Source organism: Cohnella silvisoli (assembly GCF_021190915.1).
GTDB lineage: Bacteria > Bacillota > Bacilli > Paenibacillales > Paenibacillaceae > Cohnella > Cohnella silvisoli.
Genome location: NZ_JAIOAP010000016.1, coordinates 17,425 through 37,975, shown reverse-complemented (window position 1 = coordinate 37,975; position 20,551 = coordinate 17,425). Strand labels below are relative to the sequence as shown.

The window sequence follows — 20,551 nt, the reverse complement described above, 5'->3', positions numbered from 1 at the left end:
GTAGTAACATTAAAGTGCAATAGTTTCAAAAAATGAACTATGGAGGGATATCGATGATCAGTCCAGGATGTCCTGGTGCTATTGAACCGATCTTGACGATTTTAGACGGCAAGTGGAACCTGCTGCTATTGCGTGAATTGTTTAACGGTACCAAGCGTTTCGGGGAATTACGGCGTTCGCTGCATCCGATTAGCCCGAAAACTTTGACCGATCGGTTGCGCATGTTGGAGGAACAAGAAATCGTGACACGTACTCTATACCCTGGGGTGCCTTTGCATGTCGAATACGAGCTTACCGAACGCGGGCAGCGCCTGCAGCCTATTTTTGCCGCCATGTGGATGTGGGTTCAGGAGTATGGCGCATGTCCCCAGAAAGAGACGGACGATGGGGGTCAAGACGCTGAAGCGGTGATGTGATTGTCTTGCAATTCACTTGAGGCGGCTCCTTTTTCATTTGTTGGAGTAGCGGGCAGCTTAGAAAGTAACAACGTATAACACTGCGTGGTTCTGTAGAAAAATATAGTCGATATAAGTTACGAACATATCAGAGATTTATATTAATTGAAATATTTGTATTTCGTTGTTATGATTAGGTCATAAATTGACTGTGTGTGACTGGTGAAGCATGGGTAACCATGAGGGAGCACATGGATAACTAGCCGTACGCCTGGGCAGAGGTAAGGGGAGATCGATCCCCTTACCTCTTTATGTTTCGACCCAACTAGGAGGGATGATAAGATGACAGCAGAAAAACTAATCTTGGATGGTAACCGAGTTGCATCTGACATTAAGGAAACATTGTTGGGCAGAATCAATCTCCTATCTGAAAAACGTATTGTTCCATGTTTGGCGACTATCTTAGTCGGTGACGATCCGTCATCAGCCACCTATGTACGGATGAAAGGAAACGCATGTAAGCGACTCGGTATTCAATCTATTCGCATTGATCTCCCTAAGAATACCTCGACGAGTGAATTAATTGCAGCTATCAACAAACTCAATGCTGACCCTAATGTACATGGAATATTGTTACAGCACCCTGTTCCTAATCAAATAGATGAAAGAGCAGCGTTTGAAGCAATTAGTATTGAAAAGGATGTAGATGGGGTAACAACCCTGGGATTTGCTCAAAACGCCTTTGGTTTCGCCGATTTTCCTTCCTGTACACCAGCAGCAATTATTGCTATTTTAGACTATTACAATATCCCTATCGAAGGGAAACACGCTGTTGTGATTGGGAGAAGTCCAATCCTCGGAAAGCCTGTGTCCCTAATGCTTTTAAACAAAAATGCAACTGTAACGACATGCCATTCCAAAACAACTAATTTAGAAGATGTGGTTCGTTTAGGTGATATTGTAGTGGCGGCTGTGGGTAAGCCCAAATTTGTTCAGGGTGATTGGATAAAACCAGGTGCTATAGTGTTAGATGCTGGTTACAATGAGGGTAACATTGGGGATGTTGACTATGATAATTGTCTAAAAAACGCCTCCGCGATTACTCCTGTTCCAGCAGGGGTCGGTCCAGTAACAATAGCTATATTGCTCAAACACACTGTTGAAGCTGCTGAAAAATTAACTTAAAGGTATCGGTATTAACTAGTACCTAGTTTTTCAACTAGCAGAAAATGAGAGCTGAATAATGAGCAACGAGCAGGTCGTCATGGCAGCCTGCTCGTTTTATTAAACTAACGGACAGATTTGTTGAAACACTGCAACCTTCATGTGGGTCTCTAAGTCTCAAAAATCAAGGGAGTGGATTTCGATTATGAAAATTAATGTTTTGTTTGCATTTTTTTGTCTTGTGTTTCTGATTGGTTGCGGTAAAGAAACAACTGAGCAGAATAATGTTAATCCTATTGAATACCTTAAGTCGTTTGGTTGGCATGTTGAGGAAAAAATTAGCAAAACAATGCTAGAAACAAAAAACTCGGATTCAAGTATCGCAGGTATTGTTGATTTGAAGCCGTATGTGAATAAAGAAATTTATATTACAACCTACTTGCTGAAAGAAAAACACAAAACAGGAAAGAAAATATACGCTTACATTTATCAAATTAATGAAGATATTATTGGTGGATACGGACATATAGAGACTTGGGAGCCTGGAGTTTTCTCTTTGAAGGATAAAGAAAGGTTAATCAACGGAGGAACAATAAATAAATAGCGTGTTCTCCTTCATTACGCTAACGGAGAACGATAGCTCAATAGACATCAGGAGAAGGCTATCGAATCTTGCTATACGAGGAGAAAACACAATGGATTTGGAGAAAATCAGAAAGACTTTGGCATGCTCGGATTGCCCCGGAAGCGAGATCAAGATTGCGCATAGCTTTAACGAGGTTGGCATCTATTCGCGGACACCGATGAAAAGACCGGAGCGTACGGACTATCGGCATCTTAGGGACCGGATTCTTTTCGTTTGCGGCAAATGCGGTTGGATTTTGCGGGAATATGCTGATGACCCGGGTAAGTTAAAGTAGAACTTGAGCTGGTACCTGTAAAGGGGTGAAGTAAGGGATGGGAATTGATGAGATTATTAGTGTAGTTCCTTATGATGAACGGTGGACTGCTTTATTTCAAAATGAAAAAGTAAATCTTATGAAAGCTTTTGGAGAAGATGCTATCGACATACAGCATTTCGGCAGTACGTCGGTACCAGGAATGTTTGCAAAACCGATAATTGATGTCTTGATAGGCGTTAAAACGCTTGAGTTGAACTTCTCCGTAACTAACAAACTAATAAACTTGGTTATGAAGGGTTCGGAGAAACGGGTGTAAAGGGAAGATTATATTTTCGAAAACGCCAAGAACATGCCTATAATCTTGCTGTCGTCATTTGGAACGGCGAGCAATGGGTAAATAACCTTCTCATAAGAAATTACTTAAGAGATAACCCAGATATAGCTAAGCAATACTGTGAAAGAAAACTCAACGCCATCCACAAAGGATATACTACACTGCTCTCTTATTCGGACGAAAAAGCCGATTACGTATATAATTTACTCGAACAAGCTAAGAAAAGCATTTGATAGGGACAGAAAGAACCGCTAATAAGGAAATCAAAGAGAGGAAGGAACGTAGTGTAGGATGCTACTACTCATCCACAACCTCCTAGATCTTAAATTCTGCAGCCAATTTTACTGATACGTCGGTCATGTATCCTTCGATCTGCTTTACGACCCGATAATCTCCAGGCTCAAGCTTCCCGGGAAACCTAACCTCCTCCTGGTGTGATTCACCGGGCTTCAAACGGAACCCAATTGCCGGAACGGCACTATCGTCGGGTAACAGCTTCCATCCGTCAGAAACTTTTTGATAAATCCCATAGCCATAGCCAAAATACAGCTCGGTTGGACCGGCATTATAAAGAGATAGCTCCGTTTGGCCAGATCCGTCAATCGGTTGTTTTACGGTTAGTCGAGCGTTGAGTTCATTCGGTGGTACAAAAATGGGAGCTAACATTGTGTCCTCTACAACACCCTCAGGAGAGACGATTTCTATGCTGAGGAGATAGTTTGTGTTCGGCTGTTCTGGGATGTTGTATGAAAAATCAAGACGTCCATCAACCGTATTTTTGATGTCAGCCATATACTCTGTAATCTGTTGAAGTCGTTTTCCGTCTTTGTCCCGGCTTGTAATTTGAAAACGCACAGACCGCCCTTCAGGAACCTTACCTAAAGCCGCTCCTACATCACTTCCTGCCTCCGTTTCTTCGGAAGTGTAGGAAGTAATGAGACTGAATCCGTTCTCCCCTTCAAACCATTTTCCTGTCATGGGATGGTAATCCTTAGCGGCAGATAATGCTCGTTCCCGAGGGAGCTTGGCAGAAACGGTTACCTTATCCGGATTGCCTACAGTATCAGTTAAATGAACGACAGTCGTATCAATGAATACAGAAGGAGTGCTTTCCAAATGCGTGCTTGATTTACTTTCGCATCCTAACAAAACAAATCCGAATGCAATAATCACTAGAAGCTTTCGCAAAAAAATCCCCCCTTACTCTATAGACGACTCATTTAGGGAATAGTTACGATGGTATGGACAGTGCCCCTTACTCTTATACAATTTAGAAAACAGAATACCTAAGGAGTGGTAGAAATGGCGCGTGTTTTATTTATTAATGGTGGATCAGACCAAGCGTTCTTGAACAGATCAAAGGAGAGCATTTTGATTACATCATCCATGATTCCATGTTTGGTTGTGGACGTTTACTTGCTCAAATTCTTAAGCTTCCTGCAATCAACTCTTGTACTTCTTTTGCGCAGACAAAAGGTTCATTCGATAAAATGTTGGAACAATTTTCTATAAAAGTCCCTACAGAAATTGTTAAACCTATAAATGATAAATTTCAAAGCCTGACGGTAATGGTGAAGGAAAAATATGATGTGGAGATCCATTCTCCTTACGAAGTGTTTTGTAATCCTGCACCACTTACAATCGTTTATACAACAAGGGAGTTTCAACCTTATGGAGAAGCATTCGACCAAACTTATAAATTTGTAGGTCCATCCATCTCTTCACGATTAGCTCAAGAAAACTTCGACTTTACTGCAATCAAGGGGGAAAACCCAATTTACATTTCACTAGGTACAGTCTTTAACCAAGCAATTGATTTCTATAAACTTTGTTTTGAGGCATTTGGGAACACTGATCATACTATTGTCATGTCTATTGGGAATAAAGCCCAAATTTCTGATTTAGGGGAAATTCCTAAAAACTTCATCGTAAAAAATTATGTTCCACAAACTGATGTACTGCAACACACTAAATTATTTATTACACATGGTGGAATGAACAGTACCAATGAAGGTCTCTATTTCGGGGTTCCGCTAATTGTAATCCCACAAAGCGCAGATCAGCCGATAATTGCCGGGCAAGTCGCCAATATCGGAGCAGGCATTAAATTACAAATGCAAAGCTTGACTGCAAATCAACTACGTGAAGCCGTAGATCATGTGTTAAGCCTCTCATCTTTCAAAAAAGCTGTTGCAAATATTAGTGAATCCTTTCGAAAATCAGGTGGGTATCAGCATCAAGCTGTTGATGAGATTTTCGAATTTAAAAGTCAATATCGTATTTAAATAGGGCTTGCTGAATCCCCTGAATCAACATATTTCCTCTTTCTCCCAATAAAAATATGCTGTTCTCTTGACATGTCCCATAATACAAGCTACTCTTTATATAAGCGCAAGCTTGTATAAGCGTAAGATTGAATAACAACAAATTTGCAGATGGAGGTGAGTGATGATGTTCAATTTAGAATCTTGTTTGGGAGCTGTAACCCGCACGGTGTCGGAGCTCGAGCGAGAGGGAAAGCCCGCTCGCAACGTTACGCTGGAGCGCTCTTACGACACGACGCCGGAAGATCTTTGGGATGCGATGACCAAGCCGGAGCGGTTGCTCCGCTGGCTTGCGCCGGTCAGCGGTGAATTGAAGCTCGGGGGCCGGTATCAAATCGAGAATAACGCCGGCGGCGAAATTACCGAATGTGTGCCGCCGCATTATTTCTCCGTGACCTGGGAATTCGGAGGCGGGTTAAGCTGGGTCGAGCTGCGCTTAGCCGCTGAAGGGGAAGACCGGTCCCGCCTGACGTTGTCTCACATTTGCCCGATTGATGACCACTGGAAAAAGTATGGGCCGGGTGCGGTCGGTGTCGGCTGGGATCTAGGCTTGGTTGGGCTGGCGTTCCACCTTTCGGCGAGCGATTCGGACCGTATAGATGAAAACGCCTTTAGTGCCTCCAGCGAAGGAAAATCTTTCATGGCCGACTGCAGCGAGGACTGGCGGCGCGCGGCTGTTGCAGCCGGAGAGAATCCGTTCCAGGCCGAGGCTGCAGCGAAGCTGACCACGGCCTTCTACACGGGCAGCGGGTCGCAGGGGGCCGAATGAACGCCTTCGACGTTCTCGGCGACCCGGTACGGCGCCGCATCTTGGTGCTGCTCGCCGAGGGCGAGCGACGCTCCGGCGATATTGTCGAGGTCATCCAAAATGAGTTCGGCATTACCCAAGCCGCCGTTTCGCAGCATCTTCGGGTTCTGCGGGACAATGGTTTCGCCAACGTAAAGGTGGATGAACAGCGCCGGATCTATTCGCTGGACGCCCAGCCGCTGCAGGAGGTCGACGATTGGCTCGATCGTTTTCGCGCCTTCTGGGAACCGAAGCTCAGCGCGCTCGAAACCGAGATCGCGAGGGGCAAAAAGATGCGGCAAAGTTGAAGGTTGAATGAAGTTGTCCAATTTATCTAAAGATAAGGAGCCGATTGATGATGGAAAAAGTTACTCCATTCTTAATGTTTCAAGATGGACAGGCAGAGAAAGCGATGAAATATTACACATCACTTATCGAGGACTCACAAATTACAAACATCGTTCGTTACGGAGCGAATGAAGCCGGGGCAGAAGGAACAGTTATGCTTGCGACCTTTACTTTAAAAGGGCAAGAATTTATGTGCATTGACAGCCATGTGAAGCATCAGTTCTCCTTTACCCCCTCGTTCTCGATCTTTGTCACATGTAATTCCGAAAATGAGCTTGACGATCTATATCAAAAGCTCATGACGGACGGACAAGCACTTATGCCGTTAGGTAACTATGGTTTCAGCAAGAAGTTTGGATGGCTAAACGATAAGTTCGGCGTCTCCTGGCAGCTTAATCTTCCAAATTAAAAAGCTGTTTCCAACAAGTACAAGCGGGGCTGTCTTATAAAGTCTGAAAGGACCTTACGGATAGCCCCCTGATTACCTGATCATGGGCTTGTCCCGTACTTCTACGATAATCGCTTCATTGGATGTACGGTAAACAAAACGTACATTATTAGCAGCAAATAATTCCTCCCACGCTTCCTGCGGATCAGGGATAAGCTTGATTACGGCTACTTCTTCCACGTGAAGTTTATTGTCTTCGTAATGAGACTTCAATTCTTCGACCAATACAAATTGATCAGGAAAAGTCCCCTAACTTCCGCCCATAACATCGTGATCTTCTCCTTGTCATCTTGCCCCGTGAAAGAGTCGATATTCTGATTAGTGATGGCATGACGGTCATTAAGAAAGAGCGATCATTTGGTCTCTTTGTTGTCGAGCAACCGCAGCTGCAGGGCGGCGAGTTACAAAAGCTTCGTCTCCTATCCGTTCCGTCAAGAGGGGCTTCGCTACAGCTGTCGCCGAGTCTACAGGGTTATTTTCCGCTGCAAATTTACGACCAGTAAGATCAAACCCATGATCAAACTGGTTTTTTTTCATTCTGTACAATGGGATCAAAATGTTGTTAGTTGATTGTGATGATGTAGTTTATTGCGTTTATGAAGGCTATTGGTATAGCGATAGTCGCTTGGCGTGACGCCCTTGTATTCCCGAAATAAGCGGGCGAATACATTGTAGGAGCTGAATCCGACCTCTAATGCAATGTCTAGGATACTCATGTCCGTAGCGGAGAGCAAACCGCAAGCGTGGCGGAGCCTGATTTTGTGGAGCAGATGGAGAAAGTTAATACCTGCATGCTTTTTGATCTCGACGCTAAGCCTGGAGGGGTGGATGTGAAAGTGTTGGGATAAACCGGATAAGGACAAGTCATCCCGATAGTGGTAGTGAATGTACTCGATAACGGGCCAGATTGAGCCGTTGCCGCTTATATAAGCTCTATCGTGAAGCTCCGTTCCTTGCTTAGATAGCCTGGTCCGTTGGAATCTCATCAATATTTCATGTAGCTTCAAGGTGAGCAGCTCGTTTCGGAACGGATGGCTTTGATTGTACTCCTGCACCATATCGTGCAATAGATTCTCGATTGGAATCAGGAATTGGTTCTCGATATGCAAGTAGGGCTGTTGGTTTTCCGTCAGCAGCGATTGGAGATAAGGCGAGCCGTTATTTGTTGAAGAGACGAGCAATTCCATGGCGAACATGCAATTGAAAAGACGGAGCGGAGTCGGAGAGGTGGTTACGATTTCATGGACTTGATAGGGGAGGAGGAGGGTAAAGGTTCCCCGGGTCATGGGGTGCTTCACGCCGTTAATCGTCTCATGCCCTTCCCCTTCGATTACAAGCGAGCATTCGAGGAAATCGTGGCGATGCGCCGGAAAAGTATGGCGAACCTCATTAATCGAAATATAGAATGGGAAATCCTGGGCGATCATCTCATAATCGGATAGATCTTTATTCATCGGATAAATTGTCATAGGTATCCCCCAATTTCGATGAAATATTAGGATGTATCAATAAATTTTTGCACTATTCACGAACAGAGTATACCATAAAATGATTTTGAGAGAGTTAAACCATTTGTTAAGCATCGAGGAGGACTTTATCGTGTTATTGCCAGCAATCGGTTTGATCGGGGAACTTACATCCAGTCCGATCATTGTGAGACACCCAAAAAACCCCATTCTAACGAGTGAGCAAGTTCCTTATAACCCTGCATTGGTTTTCAATGCCGGGGTTACCAAATTTCAAGGCCAATACGTCATGGTATTCCGCAACGATTATGGCAACGCGAAATTGCAAGCGCTTTATTCAGGGAATACAACCAATCTCGGATTGGCTTATAGCAAGGATGGCGTACATTGGGAGGTTCGGCCCGAACCTTGCTTTAATCTAGGGAACGAAGAGATCATTCGCACGTACGATCCGCGCTTAACCGTGATTGATGGCCGCTGTTATATGTGTTTCGCGGTAGATACGTTGCATGGCATACGTGGAGGATTCGCGGTTACGGACGATTTCGAGAACTTCGAAGTCATCAGCATGAGCGCGCCGGACAACCGGAACATGGTGCTGTTTCCCGAGAAAATCGGAGGTCGATACGTAAGGCTTGAAAGGCCGTTTACGGTCTATAGCCGCGGAGGTAGCGAGCGCTTCGATATATGGATTTCCGATTCATCCGATATGAAATATTGGGGTAATTCCGAGTTGTTGCTAGCAGTGGAGCAAGTGCCATTCGCCAATGCCAAGCTGGGTCCGGCGGCGCCTCCGATCAAGACGTCGAAGGGCTGGCTGACGACATTCCATGCCGTTGATATTGACCCCTCCCGCGGCAAGAACGGCTGGGAACCGACTTGGAAGAAGAGGTACACTGCCGGCATCATGCTGCTGGATTTGGATAACCCCCAAAGAATCGTAGGGTTATATAAAGAGCCGCTGATCACGCCCGACGTTTCTTACGAGAAAGATGGCGGATTCAGAAATCACGTCATTTTCCCGGGGGGCATGATCCTTGAGGATACGGGCGAAGTTAAAATCTATTACGGCGCGGGAGATACATACGAATGCTTGGCAAGCGCGCATGTAGACGATCTGATCAGCCTTTGCTTAAAGTAGCCCAATGCAAGCAAACGTAACTTTGATTTATTGGGGGTGTGGACATCCATGGCGACAACGACTAGAAAGGCTTTTCGGTACCTCAACAAAAAGAAGTATCTCTATTTAATGCTCATTCCCGGCATTGTGTATTTCCTGATTTTCAACTATGTCCCCATGTACGGAGTTATTATCGCGTTTAAGGATTTCAATTTCGCCAAAGGTATCTTCAAGAGCTCATGGATCGGGTTCCAGAACTTCAAGTACATGTTCGGGCTAAGCGATTTCTATACGGTGTTCTGGAATTCTCTTAGTCTCAGTTTTCTGAAGCTGCTCTTCGGATTTCCGTTTCCGATCCTGCTGGCTTTGCTTCTGAACGAAATGCGCAATAGAACCTATCAGAAGGTCACGCAGACGCTTATCTATCTCCCGCACTTCATATCGTGGGTCGTCATAGGAGGCATTCTAGTCAATTTCCTCTCCCCATCGTGGGGTGTGCTGAATATCTTCCTCAAGCAGATAGGAATTGAACCGATATTCTTCCTAGCCGACCACGCGTACTTTCAGCCCTTGGTCGTGTTGAGCAGCATATGGAAGGATGCGGGCTGGGAGAGCATCATCTATCTTGCCGCTATAGCCTCCGTGAATACGGAATTATACGAGGCTGCAAGCATTGATGGAGCGGGTAGGCTGAGAAGACTATGGTATATTACCCTTCCGGGTATCAAATCAACGATCATCATCCTGCTCATTCTCAAATTAGGTCAAATTATGAACAACGGCTTCGAACAAATCTTCGTGCTGCAGAACCCTATGAATCTCGAGGTGTCCGAAGTGTTCGAAACCTATGCGTACAGAGTCGGCATTCTCGGCGGACGGTTCTCCTTCGGCACGACGGTCGGGCTGTTCACTTCGGTCATCGGATTGATCTTCCTGCTCGCGAGCAACAGAATCGCCAAGTGGTTCAAAGAAGACGGGATTTGGTAATGAGCGCTCAAGATTCGTACAGTATGTCGATAGGAGGTAGTCGCCGTGAAGATCCGATCGAAGGGCGATAAAATATTCGATTTTGTTACGTATTCCGTCATTAGTTTGTTTGCACTGGCTTGTCTATTCCCGTTTTTCTATGTCGCCGCCTTCTCGGTAACCCCGTACTCGGAATATTTGGAGCATCCTCTGAAGCTGATTCCCTATCATATCGAATTCGGCGCTTATAGGCAGATTTTCAATATGTCCGTATTGTGGACGGGGTATAAAAACACGATCATTATTACGGTCGTCGGGGTCGCGTTTAACATCTTTCTATTGCTCATTACCGCGTATCCGCTTTCAAAACCGGATCTTAAAGGTCGAAACGTCATTCTGGTGCTCATCACCTTCACGATGTTCTTCAATGGCGGATTGATTCCGAACTTCTATCTCATTAGATCGCTGGATTTGTACAATACCCTTTGGAGTTTGATTTTACCGGGCGTACTGGGCGCGTATAACCTCATTCTGATGAAGAGCTTCATCGGTAATATCCCGCCGAGTCTTGAAGAATCGGCTTCTATAGACGGCGCTAACGAAATCACGATACTGGCCCGGATTATCGTACCATTATCAAAGCCGGCAATTGCCACATTCGTGATCTTCCACGCGGTCACCCAATGGAATACCTTCTTCAATGCCATTATCTATACGTCCAAGAGAGACCTGTGGCCGTTGATGCTTATCGTTAGGGATATGGTTGTGGATAGCGGGGGCGTGGCTAGGGATATGATGGATGCCACCAACTCCGGCGTTACCGAATTCACGATTAAGATGGCCATCATTATCTTCGCGACGCTGCCAATCCTAGTGGTCTATCCGTTTATGCAGAAGTACTTCATGAAGGGAATGCTGATCGGATCGATCAAAGGGTAAGTTCCGATTCGCCTATGAACCTGATTAAAGCTGCGGTATTCCGCGGTTTTAATATACAAAACTTAAAGGGGATATTGTACATGGGAAAAAAAGGTAAAAATCTCTTGAGCTCTCTCGCTTGTATCATGTTGCTTTCTTCCGTACTTGCTGCTTGTGGTTCGAATAACGAGGAAAGTACGGCTAGCAGTAGCAGCAATAGCGCGTCGCCAAGCTCTTCGGCTCCTGCCTCGGCTTCTCAATCCGAAGGCAAGGCAGAATCTGTCACGATCAAAATGTTCAATAGGGTGAACGCGGACGTTGTCATCGACAATAACCCGGTCATTGCGGAAGCCGAGAAGCTGGCCAACGTGAAGCTTGAAATCGAAGCGCCTCCTATTAACAACTACGTGGATAAGCTGCAGGTCGTCATGGCATCGGGAGATTTGCCGGATCTGATATATAACTGGGGCACGGCGGGCAACGGTGCGGACGCCAATATGGAGAAATGGGCTCAGAACGGCCTTCTTGCCTCGCTTGACGACAAGATCGGAAACTACCCGAATCTCATGAAGAATATCACGAAAGAAATGTGGGATGCCGTCAAATCCGTCAACGACGGAAAGACCTATATTATCCCAAGACCGAATGTCGTCAACCATTGGGGATACGTGATCAACCAACAATGGTTGGATAAGCTGGGAATGAAAACGCCGACGACTTTGGATGAATTCACGAAGGTCGTTACGGCCTTTACCAAAGAGGATCCCGATGGGAACGGCCAAGACGATACGTACGGCGTATCTTTCTCCGGACCGGACCTCGGTCGCAACACGATCTGGAACGCTTCCAACTTCCTCACCGCTGCGTTTTCTCTTCCGGTCACGGACGGGGTAAAGGATACGGACGGAAATTATAAGATCAGAGAAAAGATGTCCGGTTATATTCCATATTTGACTTACCTTAAGAAGCTGAACGATGAGAAATTAATCGATCCCGAGTTCCTGATTAACAAAATCTACGTAGACAACGAAAAGTTGAACCAATTCAAAGTCGGCATCACTTATGGTCATCAGTATGCGGTTCTGGGAAATATCAGCAAACTTCCAGATTCCGAGAAAATATTCAGCTACCAAGGCGTATTGAAAAACGATAAAGGCGTTGCGTCGGATTGGGTGACTCCCGCTATGTGGGGCGGCTGGATGATTCCCAAGGATTCCAAAAACATTGACCAGATATTATCGTTTCTCGACTGGGGAAATACGACGGAAGCTAACACCTTATTCCAACTGGGCATTAAAGGGTTGACCTATGAAAGCTATGATGCAGCTACCAAGGCGGTAACTAGAAACTCAGATCAAACGGCGAAGCTGACTACTCTGACAAGTGCATACATGACTCCAGCCAATGCAATCAACGGAGATGGCGCCTCAATCCAGAATGCCGATACTCCGGAGAAGCTAAACGTTTACAAAACACAATTGGAAGCCGCTTTGAAACAGATGACCATCGTTAACGTGCCTGCTGTCAGATCGCCTAAGATCTTGAGCCTGAACGCTTCTATTCCCGATCTGGTCAAGAAGAAGGACGATTACGAGATCAAGTTTATTACAGGAGCCATCAGCGAAAAGCAATTCAAGGACTTCCTTGAGAAGGAATGGTACCCTGCAACCGCGGATGCGGAGAAGGAATATGTAGACTTCATGAACTCAGTAGGCAAGTAATCATCTAACGGTTTCACAAGCCTCCTCTATGTTTCACGAGTATTCCTATTGTCGAATGCGGAAAGGTCCCGACGGCATCGGCAGCCAGCTCGATAATCACCAAGAGTGGAAATACCTGGACTCTGGAGAATGACGTTTTAAGGGCGGTAATTTCTTTCGTGAACGGCAGCATCGAAATGACGAGCTTTTATAACAAGGAGGCCGGTAAGGAGTACTTGACAGGCAGCGTGAGCAACTATTTGTTTTATTACGATTATGATGGCAACGAACTATACGCCGATGACGGCGGATGGACGCTCGGTACGGATACGATTAGCAACATTTCGTTATTCGGCACCGCTTGGGCATGGTAACGATCGGCACATCCGGGAATAAACAGTTCAGGTTCCAGCTTACAGGCAAAGATCCTGCCAGCAATTCCTATACGCTCGCTCACGATTCGCTTATGCTCACGAGGATCGATTAAACGAGGCGACGAATGGGAGGAATCTTGCACAAGCGCTCGAAAGAAGGGCAAGTTGTTCGATTTCATCGAACAACTTGCCCTAATACTTAAAAATGATTAGGTTTATTTGCAGTTCGTTAACTTTAAGTGCAGTCATGACGGAGACTCCAACATCGATTACCACGTGACATTCCGAATAAATCTCATGTATTATGCTAAAAACATGACAAATCTCAACAGTGGGTATTATTTGTCTCAGTTGTAAGGATAATATCAAGTATTTTTGGGCTTTATTTGTCTCAGGTACAACCGTTACCCACAGCTGCTGTTGGCGGTGCAGACATTTGGCCAGAAGCGATCGATGCCTATGCAAACAACTTTACTACCGGCACTAGCTTCCTAGGGGATCTCACACGAATGCATACAGATTATATACCGAGGGTCGATTCCTATTGGTTAAGCCCGGCATGCGATACGTATTCTGCCCTCGGCACGATGACCAATGGCATCACAGAGGGGCACGGTCCCCATTACGCCAGAATTGTTCTTACAAGTGGCGCAAGTATGGTTATGATCGAACAGGTACCCGCCTATCTCAAAAGCACATCGTATCAACATCTTAGACGGTTATTATCACCGTTTTTCCCCCACATTCACGAAACAAAAATTGATGCTTATGATGTCGGATCCGTTGCAAGTCGAACGCGTGGTTACGCGGTTCTCTTTCGTGAACGAACGGCGAATTGTCGGAACGGTCATGGATGCTTCTAAACAAAAAGGGAAACAACAATTTCAAAAGTGATCTCAATCATACACTTGTTGACCTTGATAATATACGTGTTTCTGCATTCGTAGCGTCATACCGCAAATATCAGGTTACATCTAGTTATTTCAGACATCCGACTAAAAAGGATTGGTGGAGGCCGTTTCGTTCCGACGAAATCGCTGCCTTTCTGAACATACCGAGCGAGTTTTACACATTCCCCGACTTTATGGGGGAGGGCGTAAAAACGAAACTGCTCGGGCAAGGAATCGACGGCAATGCGGTAAAAGCAATTCAAATTGAAGCCGCCGTGGCGTTAATGGCCAACCGATACCGGAAAATTGCAAAGACAACTTATAGCCACACCGAAATAAATTGCCAGATTATTAATGAGGAAGGGCTGGGCGCATTTTTGTTTGGTGATGTTTCTCAATCGGCAGGATAGTGGGCACGGACGCCGGACGGACTAGCCTTCGTGACCATCATCACGTCGCATACGATAGACGCGAAAACGTCAGCCCAGCTAGCCAAAATCGGAAGACCCTTTCCCGGATAGAAGAGGTCTGGTAATGTTCCGGATCTCAATAAGAAGTCGCGCAACGAAAAGGTTAGATGATATTAGCTTCGGCTACTTAGGAGGTAATGGGGACGAAGGCGTCACCTTTACGCAATTTGATAAATCAGCGGAATAGAGACGTTTAATGAAGATTTTGTTGAAGTCTCGGAAAAAGCAAAAGAGCCGGGAAACCGGCCCTTTTGTTTGTCCTCATGACCTATGCAGTTCAAGTCAATAGCTGGTGATTAGTTATCACTCCAAATGGTTAAAAATGTCATCTGATTTGTCCGGTCCGTCAGCATCCCACGCCATGTTGCCGAAAGACGGTTTTCCCGCAGATTCGTAGCGCAATAGAACCGTGCCGCGATTATATAAAGTAGAAAAAGACACTCAACTTCAAATATTCATAGACTGTTCACTTATGAGGTGGTTTCCACTATCGTTATAATAACAATGGTAAACAGAAGGGATGATGAAAATTGCCGACAACTAAAAAAGAAGATTTTTTTTGGGGTTGATGATGTGCTTTGGGATGGTCGTATTTATAACATTTTATAATTTATTAAAACACGGCCTGATTGGCACGATATCCTTAAAAGAAATATTTACTCAACTTATTCTAGTCTTTATTATTGCGTCTCTATTGGAATTATTTATTGTCGGTCCAGTGGCAAAAAAAATTGCTTATCACTTCCCTATGACAAATCGAAGAAGGTATTTGTGATTCTATTCCTTGCATTTTTTATGGAGAGTGGAATGGTTCTCTTTATGTCTCTTTATGGATTAGGGAATGCTTACTTTTCCGACAGTCTGATTGGAGAATCATTCCTTGAAAGTTACTTTTCTTTAGTGTTTAATAATTTTATTTTTGTTCTGCCTCTTCAACTCATTATTGTGGGTCCGATTGTACGGTATTTATTTGTTAAATTCGTTAAAGATAAAAGAATTACGGGATCTTGAGGTAAAAAATATTGAACAAACGGGACATTATTGCGGAGGAGCTTGCTACGAGGCAGCTCCTTTTTAGTTTGTTGAAGTAACGGGCAGTTTAACGCAATACGACTGAGATGTTAATTGATGCCTCAGTTATAGGAAACCCTAAAAAGACAAGCAGGCGAGTTAATCTCGCCTGCTTGTCTTCAATTAACTTGGCAGAAAGGAGCTGAGAATAATGGGCCGGATAGCTCGGTGAATAAAATCACTTAAAAGTACTGTACTTCAATTCTTCTTTGAGGGGAACCCATCTACTTTCGCCCGCCACGCTACAAGCAGTGCAAGGAGCAGCAGAATAAACAAGACCCAAGGGAAGGAACGAACGCCAAGGATTTCGAGTAAAATAGCTCCAAGTAAGCCGCCTCCAAAGATGGCCAGATTCCATGCCGTTACAAGCATCGATTGGGCCACATCCGCACTCTCGCCAGCAGATTCAGCCATTGCCGTCAGCAGCAGTGTCGCCGCTCCACCAATTGTAAGCCCCCACACGGCAACTGCCAAATAGATCACAATCGGTTGACTGCTGCCTATGCCAAGCAGAAGGGATGCCAGTGAGAAAGCTGCGAGGCTAATCAATATCAATAAACGAGGCATACGATCAATCAACATCCCTGTAATCCAGATCCCAATAACCGATGCCATACCGAAAATAAGCAGCGTAAAGTCAACGCGCTTGGCAAGCCCAGCCTGAGCAAGGTAAGTCGCAATATAGGTATAAAGAATGTTATGAGCTAGCATCCAAGCAAAAACGACAAGCAATACAGGCCGCACCCCCGGCATGACGAAGATTTTGTGGAGGGGGGGTCTCTTGTTAGCTGACTCTCCGGGATAGTCCGGCATCTTCCATAGTACCCAGACAACAAGCACCACAGTTAGCAGCGACATAATTCCGAAAACAGTGCGCCAGCCCACAAGTACGCCAAGGAATGTTCCGGCCGGGACACCAAGGGCCATAGCGAGAGGAGTGCCGATCATTGCCACCGCCATGGCTTTGCCCTTGAGTGCATCCGTTACCAAGCGCCGGGCATAACCTGCTGTTATTCCCCACAAGACACCGGCGGATACGCCTGCCATGAAACGGGCAAACAGCGTCAGTGTATAATTAGAAGATAGGGCAGTAATGCTGTTGAACACAAGAAAACCAATAAGGCACAGTAGTAACAGCGGTCGCCTCCGCCATCTGCGTGTCGCGGTAGTCAAAGGAATTGCGGCCAAAAGGGAGCCAAGGGCATACAACGTGACGAGTTGTCCAGCGAGAGCCTCCGAGATTCCAAGCCCTTGGCCTATCTGGGGCAACAAACCGGCGGGAAGCGTCTCGGTGAGAATACAGATAAATCCAGTCATGCCCAGAGCAAGTAATCCGGCCCACGGTAGACGATCAGCAGACGGAGTGCTGGCAGCACTTCGCGTGGCTGAAGTTAGGTAACTCAATATCCAAACACCTCCTAGTTATCATTTTGTAGATCCATGAATCCACTGCCAAACGAGCATTCGCTCAGTTTTCTCCATAAAAATTTTAATCCATTTTTGGACTTCATAAAATTCTATTTGGTTGCACTCCTAAATCTTTAGTATGATTCACACTCCGATATATAGTATATTGTATATCGGATAATAACTATATATAGTTTGGGGATGAGAATGTGAAATCAATATGTGTTTTTGCCGGATCAAATTTAGGGGAGCATCACGATTATAAAGTTAAAGCAGCTGAACTTGGTAATTACATGGCTAAAAAAAATTATCGATTAATTTACGGAGGATCTAAAATAGGTTTAATGGGTGAAATCGCTAATGCTGTCATGAATGGCGGAGGTGAAGTGATCGGAGTTATGCCTAAAGGATTGTTTAAAGGAGAAATGGTACATAGAGAGGTAACCCAGTTAATAGAAGTAGAAGATATGCATGGGCGCAAAGCTAAAATGGGAGAACTAGCTGATGGGTTTATTGCTTTACCCGGCGGTTTTGGGACTTATGAGGAACTTTTCGAAGTCTTGTGCTGGTCACAAATTGGCATACACAAAAAACCAGTAGGCATTCTCAATATCAGAAATTATTTTAATCCGTTAATTAATCTGATTGAACACAGCATTAATGAAGGCTTCTCCAATGCTTCACATCTCAGTCTGTTAAACGTTTCCAATGAACCCTTGGAGCTTTTACATCAATTGGAAAGCTATGTTCCTCAAACGCTAGAACAAAAGTGGAAGCAGCTTAGCTAGATTGAGCAACTAAGGATAATTAAGCTAACGGGTAGGATAGTTTAATAACTTAGCGAATTCTCCAAGCATGGTATTTTTGAGAAGTTCATAACTAATACGTTATGTGAAATTCTCGAAATGCATAAAAACAAATGAAATGAGGAATAAAGATCACTTCTCTTCTTGAATCCCTTAAAAAATATAGGTGTAGAAATCATTGAATTAAATAAATGGGATCAATATTTACGAGGAATGTGGGATTATCATTTTGCAACTGGCTTAAGTGCCAGTGAAAAAATGATAATCTATATGGATCAATTTCTGTGGCATTTGTTTAGTTATAAAAAGATTGAATGCTTAAAGAAGATAGAAGCGAAGACAGCTTCTAATAACTTGAATAAGCAAACATGTTATATATTTTATCAAAATCAAAGTCGGACATTCATCCTTGAGAATCCAATGCATGTTAAAGCAGAGCATTTTGAACAAGAGAACGATATTTACATTGTAGATAAGGAATTTAATTGGACCTATGTCCAGACACATGAAGAACAGTGTGGACCTTATTTTTATATTAAACAATGATTACATGAACGGAATGAATTCAAGGAATTCGAAGAAGCCGAGAACATAACACCATGTTCACGCATAGGGCCATTCGGCCCTCGGTCCGGCAGGAGTTAGATGAGGTTTCGGAGAAGTAATTGGCAGTAGCAGGAAGCGGAATTAGCCGGAAACATCCAACTCCTTAACCGCATCGCGGCCGCCCTTCGGGCTTAAGGGAGTTGGACGTCGTGAACACATTAACGTTCGATGAAAGTCAGTAAAGAGCTTAAATAAAACATTAGGAACGCACGTGGCTAAGGATTAAGAATCTATTACAAAGATTGTAGCATGGGAACATTTAGTAGGGATCTTAGAAGAAGCCCGAGGAGATGCTTTTTATGATAGAAATTAATTATGATGCAGAGAAAGAGCACATTTTTGATTTGAGGTATATATTGAAAAAATATATTCCTGAATCATTTTTTAGAGAGTATCCCAATAATACAGAATTACATTTTATTAAAAGATTATTTACTAACGATTTATATATTCGATTTATTGGCGAATATCCAATGATTTGGAGTACTCATTATAAATACAAATATAAGAATAGGGGTTTCACACTTGTCTTAGATGAGGATTACGATTTGATTAGTTATGCAGTAGATAATCCAGGAGATAGGAACGAAGTTGCAGAGTATATTTTTAGTATTATGGTAAAAAACGATTTATTACATAATTTATGATTTTAATATCCATTTTTTTCGTAAAGTAACGCAGAGAAGAGCTGACCACCTTCTAACACCATATTCACGCATCGGGCTATTCGGCCTTCGGTCTGATCCAAACACCATTACGCTCCCTCGGGACACGATAGCTCAATAAACTATACTTCGAGGCTGCCGCATGGTGAACGGCAGCCTCGTTGAACTAACGGGCAGCATTCAATACGATACAATGATGTCGTTATAATATAGGTGAAGGGTTAGGACATTTAAGACAGATAAAGAAAACTTGTTTGCTATAATATATGACGATACATCTAGAGATGACGAAATCGATGATACGGTTATGAATGTATCCCAATTTGATGACGATGGTGTGATACATATTCTTATGAATGTCGCTAATGATGTTTCGTTCGATGATATGATAAGAGCAAGTGCAGGCGAATCTCTTGCAGAAATCTGGTTGCGGAAATCTCGGATTGATTTCAATCAGTTAGGAAGTCTTGTAGGAATTGCATTGAACGAAGCCCTGACTTTAATCAAATCCAGAAGAATTGAATGGTATAAAACATTTTTAGAGTTGTTCTCATTGAAAGTAAGTAAATAAATCCTTTACTCATCTAGCGGGTAGTTATCGCTAAGGGACCAAAGCATAAAGGAAATGACTAATTTAGTCACGAATGAGTGAGGTGAAACTATGTATGACTATATAAGCATCCATTCCGATACATACACTCAAAAAATTAAAGTAGAGGTTTTGGAGCAATATTTAACCTCTAATTTAGGATTCGCAAAAGTTAGTTACTTGACATTTCTCAAAGATGTTAATGGGGAGCTTGTTAAAGTTACAGGTATTCCTGCTAACCCAAATGGGAGCTATGATTTTATCACACTGGAGGGTATTGAAGAAGTAAATTTAGTTGAAATCGATGTGCCCAGATACACTGATGACATCCTTGAACAAGCATTATCTGACATCGCAAGGGCGATTGCTAAAGAGTTTTCATGGATAATTGACGATGACCATGGATTGAACTAAAGAGACACGATAGTTTGTCGTTAAAGGGGGTAGTTCTCATGAGGAAGCAAAATACCTCGAAATGGATTGAAACTGGTAAGTCACTTGCTTTAAATCCAGACGAGAAAGTACCTTGTCCAGATTGTGAAAAGTATTATCTTATAGTCAAGGATGTGTACTCCGAAATCGATGTTTACAAATTTGAAAGAATTATTTCATGCGAAACGTGCTTCGCTAGGAACATTATTTTGATGAAAATCAAAAGTTAGCCGTTGAACTACCGGGGAACGGAACGTTTGTTCAACTAACTATTAGATGGGGTTGAATTATGACAATTAGTAAAAAAGGATCAAGGAAGATCAGTGTCGGACAAGATACATTTAATTGGGTAATCACTCCTTTAGTGAA

At 43.9% G+C, this 20,551-nt stretch carries 23 protein-coding genes, 3 pseudogenes and 1 riboswitch; of the genes and pseudogenes, 22 read left to right on the top strand and 4 right to left on the bottom strand.

Going from position 1 to position 20,551, the window contains the following annotated elements:
- Positions 1-53 precede the first annotated feature (53 nt).
- The 5 genes and pseudogenes from K7P76_RS25055 (at position 54) to K7P76_RS33775 (ending at position 3,028) form a co-directional block, all read left to right on the top strand.
- Positions 54-416, top strand: coding sequence for a winged helix-turn-helix transcriptional regulator (locus tag K7P76_RS25055; RefSeq protein WP_232188462.1), 363 nt, complete (start codon positions 54-56; stop codon positions 414-416).
- Positions 417-600: 184 nt separating this feature from the next.
- A riboswitch (ZMP/ZTP riboswitch) is annotated at positions 601-679 on the top strand.
- Positions 680-737: 58 nt separating this feature from the next.
- The gene (locus K7P76_RS25050) at positions 738-1,580 is read left to right on the top strand and encodes a bifunctional 5,10-methylenetetrahydrofolate dehydrogenase/5,10-methenyltetrahydrofolate cyclohydrolase (RefSeq protein WP_232188460.1); all 843 of its coding nucleotides are present in this window, start codon (positions 738-740) and stop codon (positions 1,578-1,580) included.
- A gap of 184 nt (positions 1,581-1,764) precedes the next feature.
- Positions 1,765-2,163 (top strand): DUF4830 domain-containing protein, encoded by a 399-nt coding sequence (locus K7P76_RS25045; protein ID WP_232188459.1) that lies wholly within the window; start codon positions 1,765-1,767, stop codon positions 2,161-2,163.
- A 91-nt stretch (positions 2,164-2,254) separates the two neighbouring features.
- The gene (locus K7P76_RS25040; protein ID WP_232188458.1) at positions 2,255-2,479 is read left to right on the top strand and encodes a hypothetical protein; all 225 of its coding nucleotides are present in this window, start codon (positions 2,255-2,257) and stop codon (positions 2,477-2,479) included.
- A 37-nt stretch (positions 2,480-2,516) separates the two neighbouring features.
- Positions 2,517-3,028: pseudogene (locus tag K7P76_RS33775) on the top strand (GrpB family protein).
- An 82-nt stretch (positions 3,029-3,110) separates the two neighbouring features.
- Here K7P76_RS33775 and K7P76_RS25030 read toward each other — a convergent pair.
- Positions 3,111-3,983 (bottom strand): immunoglobulin-like domain-containing protein, encoded by an 873-nt coding sequence (locus K7P76_RS25030; RefSeq protein ID WP_232188456.1) that lies wholly within the window; start codon positions 3,981-3,983, stop codon positions 3,111-3,113.
- A gap of 149 nt (positions 3,984-4,132) precedes the next feature.
- On the opposite strand from K7P76_RS25030, the pseudogene K7P76_RS25025 reads away from it, so the two are divergent.
- From K7P76_RS25025 to K7P76_RS25010, 4 genes and pseudogenes are all read left to right on the top strand, one after another.
- Positions 4,133-5,080, top strand: a pseudogene (locus tag K7P76_RS25025) (macrolide family glycosyltransferase); the annotation flags it as partial.
- 163 nt (positions 5,081-5,243) lie between these two features.
- Positions 5,244-5,888 (top strand): SRPBCC family protein, encoded by a 645-nt coding sequence (locus K7P76_RS25020; RefSeq protein WP_232188448.1) that lies wholly within the window; start codon positions 5,244-5,246, stop codon positions 5,886-5,888.
- A complete protein-coding gene (locus tag K7P76_RS25015) occupies positions 5,885-6,214 on the top strand; it encodes an ArsR/SmtB family transcription factor (RefSeq protein ID WP_232188446.1) in 330 nt (109 codons plus the stop codon). Before K7P76_RS25020 ends, K7P76_RS25015 begins: the two co-directional genes overlap by 4 nt.
- Before the next feature lie 50 nt (positions 6,215-6,264).
- On the top strand, positions 6,265-6,663 hold the full coding sequence (locus K7P76_RS25010; protein WP_232188892.1) for a VOC family protein: 399 nt from the start codon (positions 6,265-6,267) through the stop codon (positions 6,661-6,663).
- A gap of 72 nt (positions 6,664-6,735) precedes the next feature.
- On the opposite strand, the gene K7P76_RS25005 is transcribed toward K7P76_RS25010, so the two are convergent.
- Both K7P76_RS25005 and K7P76_RS25000 read right to left on the bottom strand, forming a co-directional pair.
- Positions 6,736-6,927 (bottom strand): hypothetical protein, encoded by a 192-nt coding sequence (locus tag K7P76_RS25005; protein WP_232188444.1) that lies wholly within the window; start codon positions 6,925-6,927, stop codon positions 6,736-6,738.
- Between the two features lie 326 nt (positions 6,928-7,253).
- Positions 7,254-8,171 carry an AraC family transcriptional regulator gene (locus K7P76_RS25000; RefSeq protein ID WP_232188442.1) on the bottom strand — a complete coding sequence of 306 codons (918 nt, stop codon included), beginning with the start codon at positions 8,169-8,171 and terminating at the stop codon, positions 7,254-7,256.
- 130 nt (positions 8,172-8,301) lie between these two features.
- Between K7P76_RS25000 and K7P76_RS24995 the strand changes: the two genes are divergently transcribed.
- From K7P76_RS24995 to K7P76_RS24965, 8 genes and pseudogenes are all read left to right on the top strand, one after another.
- Positions 8,302-9,309, top strand: a complete 1,008-nt coding sequence (locus tag K7P76_RS24995) for a glycoside hydrolase family 130 protein (RefSeq protein ID WP_373692487.1) — start codon at positions 8,302-8,304, stop codon at positions 9,307-9,309.
- A gap of 48 nt (positions 9,310-9,357) precedes the next feature.
- The gene (locus tag K7P76_RS24990; protein ID WP_232188440.1) at positions 9,358-10,275 is read left to right on the top strand and encodes an ABC transporter permease; all 918 of its coding nucleotides are present in this window, start codon (positions 9,358-9,360) and stop codon (positions 10,273-10,275) included.
- Positions 10,276-10,320: 45 nt separating this feature from the next.
- On the top strand, positions 10,321-11,193 hold the full coding sequence (locus tag K7P76_RS24985; protein ID WP_232188438.1) for a carbohydrate ABC transporter permease: 873 nt from the start codon (positions 10,321-10,323) through the stop codon (positions 11,191-11,193).
- An 80-nt stretch (positions 11,194-11,273) separates the two neighbouring features.
- Positions 11,274-12,893, top strand: coding sequence for an extracellular solute-binding protein (locus tag K7P76_RS24980; RefSeq protein ID WP_232188436.1), 1,620 nt, complete (start codon positions 11,274-11,276; stop codon positions 12,891-12,893).
- A 158-nt stretch (positions 12,894-13,051) separates the two neighbouring features.
- Positions 13,052-13,246 (top strand): hypothetical protein, encoded by a 195-nt coding sequence (locus K7P76_RS24975; RefSeq protein ID WP_232188434.1) that lies wholly within the window; start codon positions 13,052-13,054, stop codon positions 13,244-13,246.
- A 386-nt stretch (positions 13,247-13,632) separates the two neighbouring features.
- Positions 13,633-14,109 (top strand): DNA cytosine methyltransferase, encoded by a 477-nt coding sequence (locus K7P76_RS33770; RefSeq protein ID WP_373692486.1) that lies wholly within the window; start codon positions 13,633-13,635, stop codon positions 14,107-14,109.
- On the top strand, positions 14,100-14,546 hold the full coding sequence (locus K7P76_RS24970) for a hypothetical protein (protein ID WP_232188433.1): 447 nt from the start codon (positions 14,100-14,102) through the stop codon (positions 14,544-14,546). The genes K7P76_RS33770 and K7P76_RS24970 overlap by 10 nt, the downstream gene beginning before the upstream one ends.
- Before the next feature lie 590 nt (positions 14,547-15,136).
- Positions 15,137-15,617: pseudogene (locus K7P76_RS24965) on the top strand (DUF2798 domain-containing protein).
- Between the two features lie 258 nt (positions 15,618-15,875).
- Here the strand turns inward: K7P76_RS24965 and K7P76_RS24960 are convergent.
- The gene (locus K7P76_RS24960; RefSeq protein ID WP_255678786.1) at positions 15,876-16,994 is read right to left on the bottom strand and encodes an MFS transporter; all 1,119 of its coding nucleotides are present in this window, start codon (positions 16,992-16,994) and stop codon (positions 15,876-15,878) included.
- 299 nt (positions 16,995-17,293) lie between these two features.
- On the opposite strand from K7P76_RS24960, the gene K7P76_RS24955 reads away from it, so the two are divergent.
- The 5 genes from K7P76_RS24955 to K7P76_RS24935 all read left to right on the top strand — a co-directional run bounded on the left by K7P76_RS24955 (position 17,294) and on the right by K7P76_RS24935 (position 20,164).
- Positions 17,294-17,872 (top strand): LOG family protein, encoded by a 579-nt coding sequence (locus K7P76_RS24955; RefSeq protein ID WP_232188426.1) that lies wholly within the window; start codon positions 17,294-17,296, stop codon positions 17,870-17,872.
- Positions 17,873-18,034: 162 nt separating this feature from the next.
- Positions 18,035-18,436 (top strand): DUF4275 family protein, encoded by a 402-nt coding sequence (locus tag K7P76_RS24950; RefSeq protein WP_232188424.1) that lies wholly within the window; start codon positions 18,035-18,037, stop codon positions 18,434-18,436.
- Positions 18,437-18,795: 359 nt separating this feature from the next.
- Complete coding sequence (locus K7P76_RS24945; RefSeq protein WP_232188422.1) at positions 18,796-19,143, top strand: hypothetical protein; 348 nt, start codon at positions 18,796-18,798, stop codon at positions 19,141-19,143.
- Positions 19,144-19,411: 268 nt separating this feature from the next.
- Positions 19,412-19,732, top strand: a complete 321-nt coding sequence (locus tag K7P76_RS24940) for a hypothetical protein (RefSeq protein ID WP_232188421.1) — start codon at positions 19,412-19,414, stop codon at positions 19,730-19,732.
- Between the two features lie 90 nt (positions 19,733-19,822).
- Positions 19,823-20,164: a hypothetical protein gene (locus K7P76_RS24935; protein ID WP_232188419.1), complete on the top strand. Its 342-nt coding sequence runs from the start codon at positions 19,823-19,825 to the stop codon at positions 20,162-20,164.
- Positions 20,165-20,551: the final 387 nt, after the last annotated feature.